This window comes from Alkalibacter rhizosphaerae (assembly GCF_017352215.1).
GTDB lineage: Bacteria > Bacillota > Clostridia > Eubacteriales > Alkalibacteraceae > Alkalibacter > Alkalibacter rhizosphaerae.
This window is the reverse complement of sequence record NZ_CP071444.1, coordinates 997,446-1,018,750: the sequence shown is the minus strand read 5'-3', so window position 1 is coordinate 1,018,750 and position 21,305 is coordinate 997,446. Positions and strand designations below refer to the sequence as shown.

Annotated in this window: 19 protein-coding genes; 13 read left to right on the top strand and 6 right to left on the bottom strand. The window is 50.8% G+C overall.

The features are described 5' to 3' along the window. Positions 1-136 precede the first annotated feature (136 nt). The 6 genes from J0B03_RS04980 (at position 137) to J0B03_RS12435 (ending at position 5,895) form a co-directional block, all read left to right on the top strand. Positions 137-1,699, top strand: a complete 1,563-nt coding sequence (locus J0B03_RS04980; RefSeq protein ID WP_207300756.1) for a sugar ABC transporter ATP-binding protein — start codon at positions 137-139, stop codon at positions 1,697-1,699. After that, complete coding sequence (locus J0B03_RS04975) at positions 1,680-2,714, top strand: ABC transporter permease (protein WP_207300755.1); 1,035 nt, start codon at positions 1,680-1,682, stop codon at positions 2,712-2,714. The genes J0B03_RS04980 and J0B03_RS04975 overlap by 20 nt, the downstream gene beginning before the upstream one ends. A 58-nt stretch (positions 2,715-2,772) precedes the next feature. Beyond that, positions 2,773-4,104 (top strand): sugar ABC transporter substrate-binding protein, encoded by a 1,332-nt coding sequence (locus J0B03_RS04970; protein WP_207300754.1) that lies wholly within the window; start codon positions 2,773-2,775, stop codon positions 4,102-4,104. Between the two features lie 91 nt (positions 4,105-4,195). Continuing rightward, on the top strand, positions 4,196-5,302 hold the full coding sequence (locus tag J0B03_RS04965) for a glycerol dehydrogenase (protein WP_207300753.1): 1,107 nt from the start codon (positions 4,196-4,198) through the stop codon (positions 5,300-5,302). Between the two features lie 112 nt (positions 5,303-5,414). Continuing rightward, positions 5,415-5,792 (top strand): pyruvate formate lyase family protein, encoded by a 378-nt coding sequence (locus tag J0B03_RS12440; protein WP_374058616.1) that lies wholly within the window; start codon positions 5,415-5,417, stop codon positions 5,790-5,792. Next, complete coding sequence (locus J0B03_RS12435) at positions 5,713-5,895, top strand: glycine radical domain-containing protein (protein WP_374058624.1); 183 nt, start codon at positions 5,713-5,715, stop codon at positions 5,893-5,895. The genes J0B03_RS12440 and J0B03_RS12435 overlap by 80 nt, the downstream gene beginning before the upstream one ends. A gap of 15 nt (positions 5,896-5,910) precedes the next feature. On the opposite strand, the gene J0B03_RS04955 is transcribed toward J0B03_RS12435, so the two are convergent. Both J0B03_RS04955 and J0B03_RS04950 read right to left on the bottom strand, forming a co-directional pair. After that, complete coding sequence (locus tag J0B03_RS04955; RefSeq protein ID WP_207300752.1) at positions 5,911-6,618, bottom strand: hypothetical protein; 708 nt, start codon at positions 6,616-6,618, stop codon at positions 5,911-5,913. Between the two features lie 182 nt (positions 6,619-6,800). Then, positions 6,801-9,251, bottom strand: coding sequence for a glycyl radical protein (locus J0B03_RS04950; protein WP_207300751.1), 2,451 nt, complete (start codon positions 9,249-9,251; stop codon positions 6,801-6,803). A 155-nt stretch (positions 9,252-9,406) separates the two neighbouring features. Here J0B03_RS04950 and J0B03_RS04945 point away from each other — a divergent pair, with 155 nt between their 5' ends. The 6 genes from J0B03_RS04945 to J0B03_RS04920 are packed head-to-tail and all read left to right on the top strand — an operon-like array spanning position 9,407 to position 15,090. Then, positions 9,407-10,525 carry a leucine-rich repeat domain-containing protein gene (locus tag J0B03_RS04945; protein WP_207300750.1) on the top strand — a complete coding sequence of 373 codons (1,119 nt, stop codon included), beginning with the start codon at positions 9,407-9,409 and terminating at the stop codon, positions 10,523-10,525. 13 nt (positions 10,526-10,538) lie between these two features. Further along, positions 10,539-11,816: a vWA domain-containing protein gene (locus tag J0B03_RS04940; protein WP_207300749.1), complete on the top strand. Its 1,278-nt coding sequence runs from the start codon at positions 10,539-10,541 to the stop codon at positions 11,814-11,816. Next, positions 11,813-13,324 (top strand): ATP-binding protein, encoded by a 1,512-nt coding sequence (locus J0B03_RS04935; protein WP_207300748.1) that lies wholly within the window; start codon positions 11,813-11,815, stop codon positions 13,322-13,324. The genes J0B03_RS04940 and J0B03_RS04935 overlap by 4 nt, the downstream gene beginning before the upstream one ends. Before the next feature lie 29 nt (positions 13,325-13,353). Further along, a complete protein-coding gene (locus J0B03_RS04930; protein ID WP_246798191.1) occupies positions 13,354-13,878 on the top strand; it encodes a GNAT family N-acetyltransferase in 525 nt (174 codons plus the stop codon). Then, positions 13,868-14,632: a threonine/serine exporter family protein gene (locus J0B03_RS04925; protein ID WP_207300747.1), complete on the top strand. Its 765-nt coding sequence runs from the start codon at positions 13,868-13,870 to the stop codon at positions 14,630-14,632. The genes J0B03_RS04930 and J0B03_RS04925 overlap by 11 nt, the downstream gene beginning before the upstream one ends. Beyond that, a complete protein-coding gene (locus tag J0B03_RS04920; RefSeq protein WP_207300746.1) occupies positions 14,629-15,090 on the top strand; it encodes a threonine/serine exporter family protein in 462 nt (153 codons plus the stop codon). Before J0B03_RS04925 ends, J0B03_RS04920 begins: the two co-directional genes overlap by 4 nt. A 60-nt stretch (positions 15,091-15,150) precedes the next feature. Here J0B03_RS04920 and J0B03_RS04915 read toward each other — a convergent pair whose 3' ends face one another. From J0B03_RS04915 to J0B03_RS04900, 4 genes are all read right to left on the bottom strand, one after another. Beyond that, positions 15,151-15,675, bottom strand: a complete 525-nt coding sequence (locus J0B03_RS04915) for a YeeE/YedE thiosulfate transporter family protein (RefSeq protein WP_207300745.1) — start codon at positions 15,673-15,675, stop codon at positions 15,151-15,153. Next, positions 15,672-16,190, bottom strand: a complete 519-nt coding sequence (locus J0B03_RS04910) for a YeeE/YedE thiosulfate transporter family protein (RefSeq protein ID WP_207300744.1) — start codon at positions 16,188-16,190, stop codon at positions 15,672-15,674. Before J0B03_RS04910 ends, J0B03_RS04915 begins: the two co-directional genes overlap by 4 nt. A 103-nt stretch (positions 16,191-16,293) precedes the next feature. After that, positions 16,294-18,165 carry an ABC transporter ATP-binding protein gene (locus J0B03_RS04905; RefSeq protein ID WP_207300743.1) on the bottom strand — a complete coding sequence of 624 codons (1,872 nt, stop codon included), beginning with the start codon at positions 18,163-18,165 and terminating at the stop codon, positions 16,294-16,296. Next, positions 18,162-19,889, bottom strand: coding sequence for an ABC transporter ATP-binding protein (locus tag J0B03_RS04900; protein ID WP_207300742.1), 1,728 nt, complete (start codon positions 19,887-19,889; stop codon positions 18,162-18,164). The genes J0B03_RS04905 and J0B03_RS04900 overlap by 4 nt, the downstream gene beginning before the upstream one ends. A 186-nt stretch (positions 19,890-20,075) precedes the next feature. On the opposite strand from J0B03_RS04900, the gene J0B03_RS04895 reads away from it, so the two are divergent. Beyond that, a complete protein-coding gene (locus J0B03_RS04895) occupies positions 20,076-20,876 on the top strand; it encodes an arylamine N-acetyltransferase family protein (protein ID WP_207300741.1) in 801 nt (266 codons plus the stop codon). Positions 20,877-21,305: the final 429 nt, after the last annotated feature.

Here is a 21,305-nt window from a genome sequence, read left to right as displayed (position 1 = left end):
TATAATTTTTTAATTAGATGGAAACGATTACGTCAAGATGGGGAAGTGTATATATGAACTGGCAGGAGTCACCATTGATGAAAAGAACGCATGAATAGAGAGAATCGATCATGAACAGTTTAAAGGAGGATACGGAATGACAGCTCAAGAAGCATCGTCGGTTTTGGAACGGGAATGTTCTGGGGACGATCAGGAGTACCAGGTGGAGATGTGTCACATCTCAAAAAGCTTTTCAGGGGTCCATGCATTGAACGATGTGACTTTTCGTGTTAAACCAGGGGAGATCCACGCACTGGTTGGAGAAAACGGAGCCGGCAAGTCTACTTTAATGAAGATCTTGGCAGGAGCATTGGGCCACGATGAAGGCACCTTGAAGATCAGTGGAAAAGAAGTTCGCATCCGGACGCCCAAAGAAGGACTGGATCTTGGGATCTCCGTCATTTATCAGGAAATTTCCCTGATCCCGGATCTGTCTGTCATGGAAAATATTTTTCTGGATGAATTCAATACGAAAAAAGGCATGGTAGATTGGAAGGATCTCCGCAAGCGGGCAAAGACCTATTTGGAAAAATTGGGCTTTGGGGAGATCGACGTAGAGGATAAGGTCAAAAATCTTACCGTAGCCTATCAGCAGATCGTTGAAATTTGCAAGGCATTGACCAGAAATTCCAAAGTGTTGGTATTGGATGAACCCACCGCCGTGTTGACCATGAAAGAGGTTCGGAAGCTCTTTGAGCTATTGAACCAGTTGCGGGAGGATGGGGTATCCATCATCTATATCTCCCACCGATTGGAAGAGATCTTCGAGTTGGCCGACAGCATCACGGTGCTGAAAGACGGTCAACTGGTAGATACAGTCAATGGGGACGACGTGACGGAAGAAGAATTGGTCAACATGATGATCGGGCGGAATCTGGATACTTTCTTTCCCCCAAGGAATGCCGTCATTGGCGACGTTATACTAAAAGCGAGCCACTTGAAAGCCGGCATCATGGTAAAGGACATCTCCTTCGATGTTCGGGCCGGTGAAGTAGTGGGATTAAGTGGTCTGGTCGGTGCCGGTCGAACGGAAGCCGTCCGAGCCATGCTGGGCATCGATGACCTGGAAAGCGGTGAAGTGGAGCTGTATGGGAAACCCATTCGCTTTCGCTCCCCGAAACACGCCTTCAAAAACAAAGTCGGGTTGTTGCCGGAAGACCGAAAAAGCCAGGGGGTCCTGCTTAGGATGCCCATCAAGCACAATGTGACGATCACTTGTTTGAACAACTTTTCACGAGCCAGCTGCCTTAATTTGAATAGAGAAAAGAAATTTGTCGGCGAATTTTCCGATGAAGTGGGGATCAAGGCAGCTTCTCTGAACAACAACGTAGAGAGTCTTTCCGGTGGAAACCAGCAAAAGGTGGCCTTGGCCAAATTGCTGGCCGGTTCGACCAGGGTGTTGATTTTGGATGAACCGACACGAGGTGTGGATGTAGGCTCCAAAACGGAGATCTTTAAACTGATCAACGGCATGGTGGAAAAAAACTACGCCGTCATCATGATCTCCTCGGAGATGGCGGAGATCATCGGTATGTGCGACCGATCCTTTGTCATTCGGGAAGGAAGGACCGTTGGTGAGTTGAAAAAAGAAGAGCTGTCAGAGATCAACATAATAAAATATGCAATGGGGGTTACAAAAAATGAAGTGGAAAAAGGATAAGACCGAAGAGGGAGCATTGCTGAACGATGATTTTTCCAGTAAGATGAAACGATTTTTGATCAATTACTATCCTGTGTTGATCCTTGTGGGATTGATCATCGTTGCATCCTTGATATCAGATATTTTCATGTCGACAAGAAACATCTCCAACTTGGTGAGGCAACAGGTCACCTACATGATCATCGCCATTGGTGTCATGATGGTTCTTTTGACCGGCGGGATCGACTTGTCCGTCAGCTCCATTGCTGCCATCAGCAGCATCATGGTTGCGTATTCCTTGAGCAACTGGGGCCTGAGCGACAGTTACGGAGGTCTGGCACTGGCCATATTGATCGGAGTTGGTTGCGGAGCCGGGATCGGCATTCTCAACGGATTCCTTGTTTCCGTCGTCAAGATCCAGCCCATCATCACCACGTTGGCCACCATGATGGCCTTTCAGGGAGTGGGTTTCATCATAACAAAAGGGTCGACGATCCTTTTGGATCGATCGAAACCGGCAGTGACGGCCTTTACCGGATTTGCCGAGCATGGTGACCCATTGCTCAACATCCCCTATCCCATATATGTAGCGGCCTTTATTGTTATTTTGTTCATATTTATCATGAACTACACCACCTTTGGACGATTGCTCATGGCCACAGGTAGCAACGAAACGGCAGTACGACTTTCCGGCATCAATACGAAAAAGTACATCTTCAGCGCCTACGTGATCAGCGGGATCCTCAGCGGGATCGCCGGAGTGATCATCACGGCGCGAACAGGTACGGCAACTCCTCTAACGGCCGGCGTGGACTACAACATGACCACCATAGCCGCCGTCATCATTGGTGGAACCAGCCTCCTTGGTGGAGAGGGACGGGTCTCCTTTACCGTTGTCGGTGTATTCATCATCGCCGTTATCGGAAACATCATGAACTTGATCAGCTTGCCCACCTATCCCCAAATGGTGGTTAAAGCGGCCATTATCATCGTAGCAGTTTTATTGAAAGGCATTACGTCGAGAAAATCGGCTTGATAGGTATATATCCGGTGTTCATAGAAGATCGGATAATATAAATGAAGGAGGTTAACAAATGAAAAGGGAAAGATTCAAGTGGTTGGCACTATTGCTGGTGCTTCTTATGCTGAGTGCGTCACTGATCGGTTGTGGTGGCGGCGACGCAGACAACGGGGACGGAGGTTCCGATGATCCCGCCAATGGAGACAACGGAGGAGAAGAGATCAGCGCATTCGATCAGCTGATGGCTAAATCAGACCGGCTTCCACTGTCCGGATTGCAGCCTTTGTCTTACGATGATCGATCCGACATTGAAAAAGCATTGCCCGTCGAACAAAAAGACGATGTTACCATCGGTTGGGCAGGAGCTTTCTTGGGAAGTACTTTCTTTGAAGAGATGGTCGGTTCCGCTAGAACAACAGCGGAAAAATATGGCTATACCTTCCTGGATCAAAATGCAAACTTCAACCTGCAGACCCAGTTGACCCAAATGGATACCTACATCACTCAAGGCGTAGATGTGATCGTACTCAACGCTGTTGAGCTGGACTCTACAGTAGCGGACATCACTCGTGCCGTACAGGCAGGCATTCCGGTCATCGTAACCGGACCGAGACCTGCAGATCCGTCCTATCCCATCGTCACCAACGTTATCTCCGGCAGCTTCAACTCCGGGTATGAAATAGGTCTCTTTACAGCAGGAGAGCTGTATACAGCAGGATCAGAACCGCTGAAGATGGGCTTTGCCCTCAGCATGATGGACAGTGCCGATGCTCAAAGCAGAACCACTGGCTTGATCGCCGGTTATCTGTATAAAGCAGCTGAGATCGAAGGCAAACCTTATGAAACCAAGTGGGATGCCGTTTTGGAAGCATATGAAGCCTGGATCACCATTCGGGACACAGGAAATCTGGTCGGCACAGACATGCCCCTTGACTTTGTAGGATACGGCACTGGCGAAAGCACGGACGCAGCCGCAGGTCAAATTGCATCTTCCGACTTGCTGACAGCAAATCCAGACATGGATATTCTGTTGGTGGAAACAGACACCATGCTGCCGGGAGCCCTGACGGAAGTTCGTCAACAAGGCTTGACAGCAGGCGAAGACATCAAGATCGTTTGCGCAGCAGATGGAACAAGAGAAGCACTGGAATACATCAAGGAAGGTTCCTTGTTTGCTACTGCAACCAACATTCCATATTATAATGGAGAAAAAATCGTGGAACTGATCCACAAAATGTATGCTGAAGGTTTTGACGCCAACAACTTGCCGTCCAACTCCTTCACACCCACCATGGCGATCCATGCCGGGAACGTGGACGAGTACTATGATGCCAACGCAGCTTTCGCATTGGCAGGAGAATGGGACATCATGACCATTGAAGAGTACAACGCAGCAAATAAATAATAAGAGACAACCAATTGGAAAAGAGAGTGCCTTCGGGCACTTTCTTTCCGTTATAATGAAAGAAAGAAGTACAAATCGAGGAGGATGAAAAATGACACAGATATTCGGTAGTTGCAACCGCTATGTTCAGGGATATGGAGAATTGGAAAAGATGCATCAGCACGTGAACTGGATGGGAACCCGCTTTTTCGTGGTGGGCAGTCCCCGACGACTGGCAAGTTTGAAGGAAATCATCCAAGAGGCAATGATGGAAGCGGAAGACCTGGTGTTTGAAGAATTTGGCGGAGAGTGCAGCTGGGCGGAAGTGGATCGATTGATCCAGATGGTCAAAGACTCCGGCTCCCAGGCCATCATCGGCGTCGGCGGAGGAAAAGTGGCGGATACGGTAAAAGTGGTGGCCCATCAGTGCGGGATCCGTGTAGTCATCGTTCCCACCATAGCCGCCAGCGATGCTTCCACCAGCGCGGCATCCCTGTTGTATCGGGAGGACGGTACTATCGAGGAAGTATTGAACTTTCCCGAAAGCCCGGATCTGGTCCTGGTGGATACCAGGGTCATCCTGTATTCCCCGGTGCGCTTGACCGTGGCCGGCATGGGAGATGCCCTGTCCACCTACATCGGCGGTAAGGTGTGCTACGATCATTACTACGACAATCACTTTGGGGCGAAAGGGACCCATACGGCCCTGGCCATCGCCAAGCTGTCCTACGACATGTTGATGCAATACGGAAGACAGGCCAAGAAAGCGGCGGAGCAGCAGGTGATCACCCATGCATTCAATGCTGTCATCGAAGTCAACATCCTCATGAGCGGTCTGGGCTTTGAAAACAACGGCAGCTCCATCGATCATAGCTTTTTCTTCGGGACCCTGGCCTTGCCGGACCGGGAAGAACAGGTCTATCACGGGGAAGGAGTGGCTTTTTCAACTTGCTGCCAGATGGTGATGAATGGTGCCTCCAACGAGGAACTGGATGAAGTCTTCCAATTCTGCGTGGATGTGGGATTGCCAGTCACATTGGAAGACATGGGCTTGACGGATCTGACGGAGGAGGAATACAACATCATGACGGAGGCCGTCTTGCAGGAAGTGTTCACCCAGAACAGTCCCTCGGACGTGACTTTCGAAATGGTTTTAGGTGCCTATAAAACAGCAGATGCCATCGGTAAAATGTACAAAGCCGGCGGGAAACTGATTTAAAAAAGTTGTAAATATAGGTTTGTTCTCAAGAAAGATGAATTCTCTCCCCGAATTACGATATAGTGATCTTATATTTTGAATATGATAAATAATCATAGGGAGTGATCGGAACATGTATGAATTCAGACCGGCAACCAATCGGATCCTGCATATGCGGGAGTTGATCCGGGATCGGGTCATTCAGACGGACTCGGAGCGAGCCATGATCATCACGGAGTCCTATCAGAGAAACGAACATGTGGTGCCCATCATCAAACGACCGCTTGCCGCTTTGGATATCTGCTCCAAGATAACGGTTCGCATAGAGGATTTTGAGATCATCGTTGGAAACAAGGGAAAGAATTTTTTGGGCAGTGGAATCGGGATATCACACCTGGGCGACGCCGGACGGCCGAAAAACGGGAGAACCCCTGGCAGATGCCACGTCACCGGCCCAGGGCAGAGACGAGAACGGCCCTACTGCCGTTTTCAACTCCACCCTGTGTTTTGACCATACAAAATATATGGACGGGATCGCCCTCAACCTGCGGATCCACCCTGCCGCCGTCAACAACCAGGACGACATCATCTGCAGGACGGAAAATGCCGTTTGAGAGGATCCGGGGCCATTAATGGACGGCGACAGGCTTTCGAACTCGGTTTTTAAATTGCTTGGCGGATTTCTCATAAACTCGCTCCATAGCAACATCAAAGGGTTCGTTGAATTGCAATATATCCATGGACATGCAGAAGATGTAAGGCTGCACCTCTTCCGACCGATTGAAGTGTACGGTCAGCATCTCTGTTTTGTTGAATCGGATTAAAGCATAAAGACCCTTTTTCGGCGCATATTCTCTTTCTGTGGGTGTGGGCTGAGATAACAGATAGGCATAGTCCTTGCATTCGCCATAGCCGTAAATATAGGTCCCCAGTTCACTGAGTATATTGTTCAATGTATTTACCGCAATGAGGGGATCTGTACCCTCCATTAGTGGAGAGGAGCCCGGATTTCGCATGGGTGGTGTAGGGATGGGGACATTCGTGGTGATGTGTCCCGGGCGTGGAAAAAGGTGTTTTGCTGCAGTGGAAGGATCCAACGGATTGAATGATTCGCAATAGATGTCGTTGATCACATCTTCCGCCTTTGTAAATAATTTGACCAATTCACGTTTTTTCTGGAAAAATCGTACAAATACATAATCTTTTCCTTTCCTGGAGGATGATTTCACTGTCGGCGGTTTGATACCGATCAGATAATCGAAGTTATCAAAACTGCCGGTCCAACATTCAAATTCTTTTAAGTTTTCCATTATTTGAGCTATTTCACTTATTTTCATGATGATCTCCTTTTTGCACCATTATAGGAGATCCAATAAAGCAAAACAAACGACGAATTTTGAAAAGTCGATTCCGAGTTTCCAAGACTTGGCATCGACTTTTGCATTTTCTATCCAGAAACGAAAAATCGACACCCGGTTGTAAAAACTGGATGCCGATTTTTTAAAATTCACATTTTTCCTTAAATAATTTGATTTTCCGTTCTACTGATCACGTCGTTTTGCATGGGTGTGGGAAGTTCATTGAAATAGGCGGAGTATCCGGCAATGCGGACCACCAGATCGTTGTACTTTTCCGGCTCCTTCTGGGCTGCCCGCATCACATCAGCGCTGACCACATTGTACTGGACCTCCATTCCTTCCTTTTCGAAGTAGGTCTTGGTCATCTCCCGCAAAGAGATCCTGGATTCTTCCGATCGGAGGGCGTTGGGGTGGATCCGCAGGTTTAGTGCGATGCCGTCCATGAATTTGCCGTGATCGATGGTGCAGCAGGAATTGAACACTGCTGTCGGTCCGTTTTGATCCCGTCCCTGGGCCGGTGACGTGGCATCTGCCAAGGGGGTCCCCGCTTTTCGTCCGTCGGGAGTGGCCCAGGTCCCAAAGCCCTGGATCACATGGTTGGAAGCGCCGTATAAACCGGCCTTGTAGTACTTGCTCCGTGTGCTGTAGCATTCCTTGCAGTTGTCATAGTAGATATCGCAGACCCATTTCATCAAGTCGTCGGCGTAAGGATCATCGTTGCCGTAATGGGGGACATCGTGGAGGGCCCGTTGGCGAAGGGTCTCAAAACCTTCCCAATCTTTCATGACGGCATCGTATAGTTCTCTGGCTGTGCAGATCATTTCATCGAACACCAAATGCTTGATGGCGGCCAGGGAATCGGCCACCGTAGCCAGGCCTGTGGCGGTACCGCCGTAGGAGTTGTATTTTGCCCCACCGCTGGTACAGTCTTTTCCCGATTCCATACACCCGTCGATGGAGATGGAAAGGGCGGCGTGGGGTGCGTGCTGCATGGATTGATATTCGCAGTAGTTCTGGATGGTCACCGACCATTTGTGGAGGTAGTCGAACTGGGCCTTGTAGGCGGCCTTCACCTCCTCAAAGGACTCCATGTCGTAAAGGTAACCCGTCTCCAGACCGCCGGATTTTCCGTTCATGGGGTTGACGCCGTTGTTCAGAGCGCAAAGCAATATGGTGCCGTGGCTTCCCAGTCCGGCTTTTCCGTGGAGGCCGTTGCCGCAAGGGTAGTCGTTGCCGGAGCCGACGATCTCCTGGCATCCGATGATGCCGTAGTCTCGGGCATCCCTTAGGGTGAAGTCCAGTTCTTCCATGAGGCTGGGGATGATCACTTCATCATTTTGAAACAGGGGCAGCCCTCCTACCAAGCGGGTGGTCTCGATGGCCTTGTCCCACAAGGCATCTGGAGTGTTTTTGTTGATCCGCAGGGAGATGGTGGGATCGTGGAGCATGAGTCGGCTCATGGAATCCAGCACCATGAAGGTCACCGGATTGGAAGAATCCTCTCCAGTATCCGGATCCACCCCTCCGATGGTGGTGTGGTGATAGGTCACACCGATGCCGGTGACGGCGGCCACTTTCGGATTGGATGCCCGGTAGAAGCAGTTGGATTTCAAGAAGAAGGCATCCACGATCTCCTGGGCCTGGTCTGGATCCAATCGGCCTTCTTCCAAGTCCTTTTCCAGGTAGGGCCAGGTGTATTGGTCGAAGCGGCCGAAGGCCAGGGCCGGATGACGGGCCTCCATATACAATAGCAGCTGGTAGAGGATGGTGGCCTGACAGGCTTCCCAAAAGGTCCGAACCGGATTTTCCGAAATCCACTCCAGAGAATCGGACATTTGGAGAAGTTCTGTTTTTCGCTCTTGGTCTGTGCAGGCTTCCGCCTTTTTCAGACAGGCTTTTCCATAATTTTTGATCATGGCGGTAGCGGCGTCGCAGACCAGGACCGCCGACTTGTAGAAGAGGAAGCGGTTGAGATCCTCTCCCATGAGGTTGCCCTTGTGGTCGTCCATCCAGTCCTGGGCCTGTTTGCGGATGGCTCCGTAACCAACCTGAAGGATCTTTTCAAATCCCGGGATGAGATGGCCGCTGGCGATCTGTGCCCGCTCCATGCCGGTCATGTAGGAAGTGACGCCCAGCTCGATGATCTCGTCGCTACCGTCAGGAGCCCAGTGGTCCATGTTGGAGGTGATGGTGTTGTCCTTCCAGTAGTCCCGGTAGGTCATGAACTCTTCCCGGTCGGCGGGGTGGAGGGTCATGTGGACGCCGGAAGCATCCGTCCGGTGGTAGAGGCCGTCTTCCTCCATGTTCCAGAGAGAGCCGTCCTCCAATTCCTGCCATAGCCAGCTGGCGTCCCATTCCGGCCACATGCCGCAGCCGAGAAATTCCGTGCCGATGTTCCCCACGATGATCTCAAAATCTTCCACCCGGCAGGTCATCTTGGAACAGATGTCATAGGTGGCCATGGGGATCTTGACGATGGGGGGTACTTTTGCGTTTTTCTTATAGGATTCCGTAACATGTCGGACCCGCTCCATGTCGATTTGGATGATCCGGTCCCGGACCAGCTGGCGCATCTTCTGGATCCTGGGGGTGACGGGTTTGGGTGTTGTCATGGTTTTGCCTCCTTGTATGTTGGATTAAATACATTTAAATTTGATGATTTGGTTTTATTTTACAACATTTCAACCTTGGTGTCCAATCTTTTGTGGACCCCTTTGCGAATCCAATCAAGTGGAATATAATGGGAGGGTAGACAGGAGGAGATGACATGTTTACCTATCAAATAAAAATGGGGGAAGTGGAGGTCACCGGTTGGGAAGGTCCGGCGGTGGAACGGTTGAAAGTTCCCAAGAGCATGGAAGATCTGCCGGTAACGTCCATTGGAGAATGGGCCTTTTCCAACCATCGGGATCTGGAGGAGCTGATCCTGCCGGAAGGCATGAAGACATTGGGTTGGTATGCCTTGTCCGGTTGCTCCCGTTTGCAGCGAATAAAACTTCCCCAGACCCTGGAGGTCCTTGGAGGAAGTGCTTTTAAAAATTGCAGCAGCCTAAAGGAGCTGGAGTTGCCGGGTGGCTTGCAGGAGCTGGGTCCCCACTTTCTGGAAGGATGCCAGGAGCTCTCCGCCTTGGCATTGGCGGAGGACCATCCCCACTGGAAGGTGTTGGATGGCATTTTATACACAAAAGACGGAACCCGACTCTTGGCGGCACCGCCTGGGTGGAACGGTTCCTTTCATTCGCCGGAAACACTGAAAGAAATTGTCGGAGAGGCTTTTTGGGGCTGCAAGGGCCTGGATGCCCTTTTCCTGGATAAGTCGGTGACCTATGTAGGCAATCATGCCTTTTATGGATGTCCCATTTCAGAGTTGACCTTGTCGGAGTCGCTTGTCGGCATGGGTGAGTGGGCCTTCGGGAGGGGGAAGTACCTGGAAAAGGTATCCATCCCCATCCACCAGGAGCTGCCCGACGAGGTTTTGTCCGGACTGCGTCGGATCCTGGAGGGAAGGACCCTGCGCGCATATCAGGGATCTTCCAGGTCCATGGAAATCCTCTTCGATCATCGGCAGCTGCAGGATCTGCTGTTCTCTTATGCCATGGGATCTTTTCAGCCAGGACCGGAAGCCACAGGAGTTTATCGGGAAGAGCTGGTCCGGCATCAGGACGCCATCTTTCGCAAGATTTTGGAAGTGGATGGGGTGGACGGACTCCATGTGATGGAAGAACTGGATCTTGTCGATTCGGACAACATCCACGGGTTGCTGGAAGAGGCATCCCGCAAACAGGCCACCCATTGCATGCTGTATTTACTGGAAGTGCAAAACCGACGATTTGGATTGGATGAAGGGATCAAGGGTCTGGATGACCCTTGGGACATCGATTTTTAGACGGGAGGAAACCATGGACGCCAAAGAAGAAAGAATGGAGATCCTGGCCTTGGAATTGCTCCAGGATGCAAGAGACAGCTTGGTCCTGTCCCTGCGTTTTTTGGATCGGGCCCTCCATAGATGCCGGTGGACCCCGGTTTCGGAAGAGGCCCTGGGGACCAACACCATGGATGTGTATTTTCAGCCCCGGTATCTGCTGAAAAAGTTCAAGGAAGAACGAAACGAGCCGGCTCGAGATCTGCTCCACATGGTCCTTCACTGCATCTTGGCCCATCCCTTTACGGCGGATGGCAAAAACAAGCGTCATTGGGACCTGGCCTGCGACATGGTGGTGGAAGACATCATCCTGCAGCTTCAGTTGGGGATGTGTAGGACCTATCGGGACGGGAAGGAAAAAGAAGTCTTGGAACAATGGAAAAAACGGGATCTGAAGGGGATGGCGGAGAACATCTACCATCATCTGGAAGAGACCTCTTTAGAGGAAGAAGAGACAAGGAATTTGGAAACCCTGTTTTTCCGGGACCATCACGACTATTGGAAAGAATCCAAAGGTTTCGGTCGGATGGACGAATGGAAACAGTTGAGCCAGCAGGTGAAAACAGATCTGGAGACTTATTCCAAAGCCCTGGCATCCAGATCCGACGGACTGATTCAAAACTTGCGGCAAGTTCACCGGGACCGGATCAACTACGAAGCCTTTCTGCGAAAATTTGCCGTTCTCCATGAAGAAATGAAGATCAACGACGACGAATTCGATTACGTGTTCTACACCTACGGCATGGAACTCTACGGCAACATGCCCCTGGTGGAGCCCTTGGAATATGCGGAAGAGACCCGGATCCGGGACTTTGTCATCGCCTTGGACACTTCCGGATCCTGCTCTGGAGAGCTGATTCAGTCGTTTTTGGAAAAAACCTATTCCATTCTTCAAAACACCGGCAGTTTTTTTCAGAAGGTGAACATCTACATCGTCATGAGCGACAACAAGGTCCAGCAGGTGACCCACATCACATCCACGGAGGAGTTCAACGCCTATTTGAAAGATCTGCAGATCATCGGGCTTGGCGGGACGGACTTTCGTCCGGTTTTTGAATACGTGGATCAGCTTGTGGAGACGGGTGCACTGGAAAACCTGAAAGGGCTGATCTATTTTACCGACGGATACGGTCGGTTTCCTGGAAAGAAACCGGATTATGATACAGCCTTCGTTTTTTTGGAGGAAGAAGAAGGGCCCCAGGTCCCATCCTGGGCCATCAAGATCACATTGGGAGAACAGGAGTTGAAGAGATGAACATACAACAGGCAAAGGATCAGATCAAGCATGCCATTCAAATCTATCTGAAGAAAGACGAATTCGGAGGCTACAAGATCCCCCTCGTGCGCCAACGCCCTATCTTCATGCTGGGGGCACCGGGGATCGGAAAAACGGCCATTATGGAGCAGATCGCCCAGGAACTGGGGGTGGCCCTTGTTTCCTATTCCATGACCCATCACACCCGACAAAGCGCCCTGGGTCTTCCCTATATCGAACACAAACAATACGGGGGGAAGGACCACGTGGTCAGTGAATATACCATGAGCGAGATCATCGCATCCGTATATGACACCATGGAAGAAAGCGGCAAGGAAGAAGGGATCCTATTTCTGGATGAGATCAACTGCGTCTCCGAGACACTGGCTCCAGCCATGCTCCAATTTCTCCAATACAAGGTCTTTGGTCGTCACCAGGTCCCTGATGGCTGGGTGGTGGTCACCGCCGGTAATCCGCCGGAATACAATCGATCCGTCCGGGAATTCGACGTGGTCACCATGGACCGGTTAAAGATCCTGGAAGTGGAGGAGGATTACGGCGTCTGGAAAAACTACGCATCCACCAAAGGGATCCATGGTTCTATCCTATCCTATCTGGACATTAAAAAGGATGACTTTTACGTCATGGAGACGACCGTGGACGGAAAGTCCTTCGTCACCGCCAGGGGCTGGGAAGATTTGTCGGAGGCCATCCGGCTCTACGAAGAAGAAGAGCTGGATGTGGATCTGGTAGTGGTGGGCCAGTACCTGCGACACGACAAGACTGCCAGAGGCTTTTCCGCCTATTACCAGCTCTACAACAAGTACAAGGAAGACTACCGCATCCAGGAGATCCTGGAGGGAAAAGCTTCCTCCGATGTGCGGCAAAAGGCCAGGGAAGCAGACGGGGATGAACGGATCTCCCTATTGAGTCTCCTCTTGGAATCCATCCAGGAATCCATCCGTTATCATCAGTGGACGGAACATTTTTTGCGGGACTATATCCAGGTGATGAAACAGGTGAAGATCGATTGCGATCTGGCGAAAAAAGATGTGGATGACCTTCTGGAAAGCCATATCCGTCAGCAGCGGCTGGCCATGGAAGGGGAGGAAAAGGCCAACAGCCTGTCCGAACAGGGGCGCCATGGATACCAGCGGATCCTCCGGGCTCTGCGGGAAGTTCGACGGACTTGCCGGAAAGAAGAGATCACCAGGCATCAGGAAGCCTTTTCCACCATGCGGGAAGATTTTGACGCCATGGTGGGTCAGATGAAAGCGGGAGCAAAAACCATTTCCGACCAGCTCCACCACCTCTTCCAATTTGCGGAGGACGTCTTCGGGGACGGCCGGGAGGTCCGCATGCTGGTGGCGGAACTAACGGCCAACTACTACAGCGCCAAGTTTATTGCCACCCAGGGGTCTGCGGATTATTACCGGCACAACAAAAAGCTCATGTTTCATGAAAAACAGGCTAATATTTTAAAAGAAATCGATGAATTGGAGATATAACGGACCATGAAAGATCATAGACAAGAAGAATGGAACATACGAAAGACCACCCGGCAGGATCTTCCCCAGGTGATGGAAGTCTATGCCCAGGCCCGGGCATTCATGCGGGAGAGTGGAAACCCCCATCAGTGGCAGGGAAACCATCCCCCGAGGAGCAGATCCTGGAAGATATCAGGCAGGGGAAAAGCCATGTCTGTACCTACCTGGGAGAAGTGGTGGGCGTCTTTTACTTTGCGCCGGAGGAAGTGGATCCCACCTATGACCAACTGGTGGAGGGAACCTGGCGGGAAGAAGGTCCCTACGGGGTGATCCACCGGATCGCCGTGGGGTCCAGAGAGCAGGGAGTGGCCTCCCGCTGTTTGGACTGGTGCTGGGAGCGATGCAAGAACATCCGCATCGACACCCATGAAGACAACCTGCCCATGCGGCGGTTTCTGGAAAAGCAGGGATTTCGCTATTGTGGGGTGGTTCGCCTGGAAAACGGGTCCTTGCGGTTGGGGTACCAAAAGACGATAAATACGATGGAACAAAAGGGAGGATCCCATGGAGAATAAAGGCGGCATCTTCAACGCCATCATGGATCTGGGAGAACTTCTGCTTCAATCCGGAGCGGAAGTCAATCGGGTGGAGGATACGGTAAAGAGGATGGGACTGGCCTACGGATTTACCAGGGTGGATGTGTTTTCCATCACCTCCAACATCACTGCCAGCGCCCATTTGCCCGAAGGGACGGTCCTCACCCAGACCCGGCGGGTCCTTCAATACGCCACCGACATGAACAAGATCGAAAAGATCAATCATCTGTCTCGAAGAGCCTGCGCCAGCCCAATAAAAGAAGAGGATCTGGCAAGGGAAGTGGAGAATATCCAGCAGACCAAAGGCTATAACGAATGGGTGATGTTTTTCAACTACGGCATGGTCTCCGGTGCATTTTCCGTCTTTTTTGGTGGTACGGTGGCCGATGGGATCACCGCATTTCTATGCGGATTGATCCTACGCCTGGCGGTCCGCCTGGCCCGCAAGATCGGGCTGAAAACCATCGTTCTGAACTTCTTTGCCTCTGCTGCCGTTGGGATAAGTGCTCTGGGGTTCATCGCCTTGGGTCTTGGAGAACACATGGACAAGATCATCATTGGAAACATTATGTTGTTGATCCCTGGGATCCTGCTCACCACTTCCCTGCGGGACATGATCAACGGAGACCTGGTCACCGGCATCATGGGTCTGGGGGATGCCATCCTTCGGTCTCTGGCCATTTCCTTCGGCTTTGCTTTGGTGATGACCTGGTTTGGAGGTGGTATCCTATGAGCGAATGGATCGCTGTCATCATGTCTTTTTTCTGCTCCCTGGGTTTTGCCGTCATGTTCCATGTTCGAGGCTATAAACTGATCCTTTGCGGTCTGGGAGGGTCCCTTGTATGGGGGATGTATCTGTTGGCGGCCCACTGGAGCGGGGCGGAGATCTTCGGTTTTTTTGCCGCCACCTTCACCGTATCCCTGGTGTCGGAAATACTGGCCCGGGTGGTGAAAGCACCGGTGATCCTCTTCCTGGTGCCCATGCTGGTGCCCTTGATCCCCGGAGGAGACCTCTATCAGGCCACCACTTATCTGGTCCAAAACCAAATGTCCGCCTTTGGCATGGAAATGGCCCTGCTGGCACCCAAGGTGGGGGCCATGGCCTTTGGGATCATCCTAATGGCCAGTTTGGTGCAGATCTACCTGTTTGGAAAACGAGCCGTCAACGTTTGGCAAAAAAGGAAAGCATAGAAAAACAACGCCTTGTCCTTAAAAAGGATCCGGCGTTGTTTTTTGTCGTTGATCTGAAAATTACAGGTTGATTTTTTCCAACCAGCGGAAGGCCAAAGCCACTACCACGATCAAAGGAACGATGATGAACCAGTGATTCACTCCCAATGCTTCCGGGATGGTGGGGCTGCCCATGTTTCCCCAGGTGAACAGGGTGTCGCGCAGGAATGGATATACTTCCGAATAAACGAATCCACCTGCAAAAACGCCCAGCAGACCGAAGAAAGCGTCGATTCGTCCTTCTCCAAGAGCGGCCCAACCGGTGCCTGGGCAATATCCGATCAATGCCCAGCCGATGCCGAAGAGGGCACCACCAGGGATGATGGCTCCCAGGATCAGTTCCCGGCCGGCCACTTGGATCAAACCAAGATCGTCCATGAAATATAGTCCAACCATGGCCACCAGTATGGCCGTGAACATAAATTTGGCAATGGTCATGTCTTTGAGCATCAGTGCGCCCACTTGCTTGTCAAAACGAATGACCCGGGCTCGTTGCAGAAAGAATCCGAAAAGGATCCCTGTGATCAGTCCATATATCAAAATCATCGTTTGTTCCCTCCTCTGTATACCAAGGTTGCTGTGGCGATCCCGAAGATGAAGAACAGGATCATGGCCGTAAATCCGCTGACGGACAGCAATGCAGAGGCACTGAGTTGTCCAGACGGGCAGCCTCCCGCCAAACGGGCCCCAAACATGGAGATGATCCCTCCAATGAAGGCCACTGCATATCTTTTAGGTTTGGACGACCCAAAACGGGTCTTCCATCGTTCCGGTATGGCCTGGATGGAGAAATCGCCAAACATTTTTGCAGCGATGAATCCACCCACCAAGATCCCCAGGACAAAAAGGATCTGCCAGTGAAGAGTGGTGGGAATGGTTTTAAAATATGCCAGTTGTACAAATCGTTCCGGGCTGAGGACTTTCTCCAACATGCCGAGAACCATGACAAAAGACGTGGATGTGCCGAAATAGTTGCCGGTCAGCAATACGCTGAAAATAAGTACGATTCCGCTTAATGCCCCTGCGATATAGGGGTTCCAAGCATTGTCTTTTTTTTGCATCGAAATACCTCCTTTTCTAATAAGAAATACATGAACAAGATCCATATACCCTATAAGGGTATATTTTACCAAAGATTCTTTGTTTAAACAACCAAAAAAATTATCAGGAAACGTTTTTTTCAAATTGACTTCGATATAAGCGATGGTAGAAACCTTCCCGAGCCAGCAGTTCGTCGTGGGTCCCCGTTTCCACGATGCGGCCCTGGTCCATGACCAGGATCATGTCTGCATTTCGAATGGTGGAGAGGCGGTGGGCGATGACAAAGCTTGTCTGTCCTTTCATCAGATCCTGCATGGCCTGCTGCAGGAGCAGTTCCGTTCGGGTATCCACGTTGCTGGTGGCTTCATCCAGAATGAGGATCTTGGGATCCGCCAAAACCGCTCGGGCAATGGTCAAAAGCTGCTTTTGTCCCTGGGAGATGTTGCTGGTATCCTCGTTGAGGACGGTGTCATAACCTTCGGGCAGGGTCCGTATGAAGTGGTCGGCCCTGGCGGCAGTGGCAGCAGCAACGATTTCTTCTTCCCTTGCATCCATTCTACCGTAGGCGATGTTCTCCCGGATGGTTCCTTTAAAGAGCCAGGTATCCTGCAGCACCATGCCAAACTGGCTTCGCAGGTCTCCCCTGGGAAGGGAACGAATGTCCGTGTCATCCAGGTATATTGTGCCCTGGTCGATGTCGTAAAACCGCATGAGCAGGTTGACCAGGGTGGTTTTTCCGGCGCCTGTAGGACCGACGATGGCCACGGTCTGGCCTGGCTGGATGGTGACCTTCAGGTCTGCGATCAAAGGTTCGCTCTTAACGTAGGAAAAATGGACGTCGTCAAATGCGATCCGACCTGTTGGTTGAAAAGGAGCTTTTGTCCACACCGGATCCGGCGATTCTTCTTCTTCGTCCAGAACTTCAAAGACACGCTCTGCTGCGGCAATGGTGGACTGGATCACGTTGGCGATGTTGGCCGACTGGATGATGGGTTGGGTAAACTGTCGGGAGTACTGTATAAAGGCCTGCATGTCCCCGATGGGAATGGTTCCCCGGGCGACGAAAATGGCACCGGATACGCAGATCAGGATGTAGCCAATATTGTTGATGAATCCGATGGAGGGCATGAGGGACGTGGCCATGAATTGGGACCTCCAGCCGGAATCATACAGCCGGTGATTGATCTTCTGGAATTGCTGGATTGACTTTTCTTCATAACCAAAGCTTTTCACCACCACATGACCGCCATACATTTCCTCCACATGGCCGTTGAGCAGACCCAGATCCCGTTGTTGTGCCGCGAAGTTTTTCTGTGCCGTCTTGGCGATCTTGGACGTGGTGTAGAAGGTCAGAGGCAGAGTAACCAGGGTGATCAGGGTCATCCAGGGGCTGATGGTGAGCATCAAGACAACGATCCCTGCAATGGTGATGACGCTGGTGATAAACTGGGTCAGGGTCTGCTGCAAGGTGGCACCCACCATGTCCATGTCGTTGGTGACACGGCTCAAGATGTCTCCATGGGAATGACTGTCGTAATAGGACAGGGACAATCTGCCCAGCTTTTCATTGAGATCGGTACGCATGTCCCGGACGATGTCCTGGGCCACTTTGGCCATGATGTAGGTTTCCAGATAGCTGAACAGGGAACTGAACAGGTACAAGCCGGCCAGGATCCAAAGGATCCGGCCAATGTAGGAAAAGTCAATGGTCCAGGCGGCTCCGGAGCCAAGGGCAGGCATCCCCTTGAAGATGGTGGTGGTGGCCAGACCCAGGATCTTTGGTCCGGCAATGGCAAAGGAGGTGCCAAAGACGGAAGTGATCAGGACGATCCAAAGTCGGTTGCGGTAGGGAAGGATATAAGCAAAAAGTCGACGAAGGGTCCCTTTAAAATCCTTGGGCTTTTCCGCCGGTCCAGTCATCCCCAGGCGTCCTCCGCCGGAAGGGATCCCTGGAGGCTGGTTGCCGGGTCCTGCTGTTCGTTGTTGGTTGCTCATGCGATCTCCTCCTTGTTCAGCTGGGATGCCACGATCTCCTGATAGACAGGATTGGTCTTCAGCAATTCTTCATGGGTCCCTTGTCCCACGATGCGGCCTGTATCCATGACCAGGATCTGATCCGCCTCCATGACAGTGTTGATCCGTTGGGATATGACCAAAAGAGTCCGATCCGACATTTCCTGTGCCAAGGCGAGTCGGAGACGTGCTTCCGTGGTGTAGTCCAGGGCGGAGAAAGAATCGTCAAAGAGGAGGATGGGCGTTTTCCCTACCAGGGCCCGGGCCATGGCCAGACGCTGCTTTTGTCCGCCGGAAAGATTTTTCGCCCCCTGACTCAGCTGGTGGTCGTAGCCTTCCTGAAGGCGGTCGATGAATTCTTTGGCCTGGGCGATGCGGCAGGCATCCTCCAGTTCTTCATCCGTGGCGTCCTCTTTTCCCCAGAGAAGGTTTTCCCGAATGGAACCGGAAAACAAGAGGGTCCGTTGGGCCGTGTATCCGACCTGTGAACGGAGGGTCTCCTGCTTCATGTCCCGAATGTCCACTCCATCCACTTGTATGGAACCGCTGGTGGGATCATAGTGGCGCAGGAGGAGAGATGCCAGGGTGGTTTTTCCAGACCCCGTACTTCCGATGATGGCGGTGGTCTCTCCTGGCTTGGCTTCAAAGGAGATGCCCGACAGAGCGGGGAATTCCGCCCCCGGATAGTAGAAGTCCACCTTGTCGAATCGAACATGACCATGAACGGCTTCCGGTTCCAGCGGAGTTTGGGGATCTGTGATCTCCGGCACCGTATCTAAAATTTGTCCGACCCGGCCCCAGCTGGTCATGGCCTTGGGAATAATCAGGAAGACCCTGGTTAATAGGATCAGTGCACTCATGACCTGCATGGCATATTGAATGAAGGCCATCAAGTCCCCCACCATCATGTGTCCTTCCATGATGCGAAATCCTCCAAACCAGACGATGAGCAATATGGCCAGATTCATGGTCAGGGTGACCATGGGCATCATGGCTCCCATGATCCGGTTGACGGCGATGGATGTGAGAGTGTAGTCCGTGTTTTTGTGTTGAAAACGCTCTTTCTCCACCGATTCCCGGTGGAAGGCCCGAATGACCCGGATGCCGGAGAGACGTTCCCGCAGGATCAGGTTCATTTCATCCAATTTCTTTTGGACCGCTTCAAAGAGGGGAAGGCCTTTATAGACCACGCCAATGATGATCAGAGCCAAGACGGGGATGACCACCACAAATACCAAGGCCAGGCCCGGATCCCTCCGGTAGGCCATGATGACGCTGCCGATGCTCATGATGGGGGCGATGATGCTCATTCGAAGACCGAAATCCAGCAGGGTCCGTACCTGTGCGATGTCGTTGGTGGTTCGGTTGATCAGGGAGGAAGTGCCAAACCGGTCAAATTCATGGAGGGAAAAATGTTCCACCTGAGTAAAGACTTCCTGGCGCAAGTCCCTTGTGAATCCGTTGGCTGCTTTGGAAGACAGGTAATTAGCGGAAATGGAGGCGATGGAAGAGAGCAGGGCCACCCCCAGCATCAGCAGGCCCAACTGTAAAATGTAGTTTACGTTGCCGGTAGTGATGCCGTTGTTGACCATGTCTGCAGTAATGGTGGGAAGAAAAAGCTCCGTGATCGTCCGGATGATGTGCAGAAAGATGGCAAACAGAATGGGGCCGGCGTAAGGCTTCAAATGATCGTAGAGTTTGGTCATGGCCGTTTTCCTCCTCCTAAGTCTTGTATTATACTCAAAACATAACACAGGGCTGATTGCTTTTCAATAACTAAAAAAACGTTTACATTTTACAAGACATGGTTTATTATTTAATCTATATGTATGATGGTTTACGAAAAAACCGTCCTATTGCATCCCTACAATACTATACAAATGGAGGAAAAAATGGAAAATAGCAAATTCAATGTGAAAGAATATCTGGAGCGGATCGATTATAACGGGGAGTTGGAGGTCAATGCCAAGTTGCTTCATGACCTGCATGTAGGACATGTCACCCACATTCCTTTTGAAAACTTGGATCAACTGCAAGGGAAAACCATTTCCCTGGACCGGGATGATCTCTTTGAGAAGATCGTTCTCAACAAGCGGGGAGGATACTGTTTTGAAATGAACGGACTCTTTTCTCATGTGCTTAAAGAAGTGGGATTCCAGGTGTCCGATGTTTTTGCCCGAGTGTATCGCCCCGGGTTTGGTTACAGCGGAAGATCTCATCAGGTCATCATTGTGGAGATCGACGGAGAGCAATGGATGGCGGATGTCGGCTTTGGAGGCAACGGACCCATCGCGCCGGTCAAATTGGTGGAAGGAGTGGACCAGGAGCAGTTTGGTCGTTTCTACCGCATCAAAACGGATCCTTTATATGAATATGTCATGGAATTCAAAGCAGGCGACGAATACGAGACGGTTTATTCCTTCACGTCGGAACCTTGCCATGCCATGGACTACGACATCGCCAACTGGTTTACGTCCACCCATCCCAATTCCATTTTCCGAAAGGTGATCATGTGCACCATGCCTACGGAAAAGGGTAGGGTGTCCATCTTCGACAACAACCTGAAGATCATCCAAAACGGTTTGGTAACGGAAAAAACCATGAACAGCGACTTTGAGATCAACAATGTACTGGAAAAATACTATGGGATCACCCTGCAGGATGATTACCTGGAAAAGGCATCTTCCAGATAAGAAAAAAAGAAGAGCGAAAGCTCTTTTTTTGTTACACTGCGTGTATATTCAAAAGCCGCATCTGGGAAAGAAAACAGCTGCATTTAAAATTGAATACAAGTTTTTGGCTTTATCATGTGTAAATCATGCTGTTGTTTTGCAACAGCATTTTTTCATAAAAGGATCAGTAATGAAATTTGGTGGACGTCAAACTATTTATTGAAAATGATAAAGTATTTTCTAAAAGAGAAGGATTTGAATCAAAATTTAACGAATAAAGAGGAAGTGATTGCTGAAAATGAAATTTTTGGTGGATGTCAAACTATTTGGAAGCCAGATGTTCCAATGCTTTGAGGTTTTTTGAGCCCAGCTGGAGGATAGAAAGAATGTTAAAAACAAATCATAATCTTATATACATATAAATTTATAAAAATATTTTATTTAAAAACT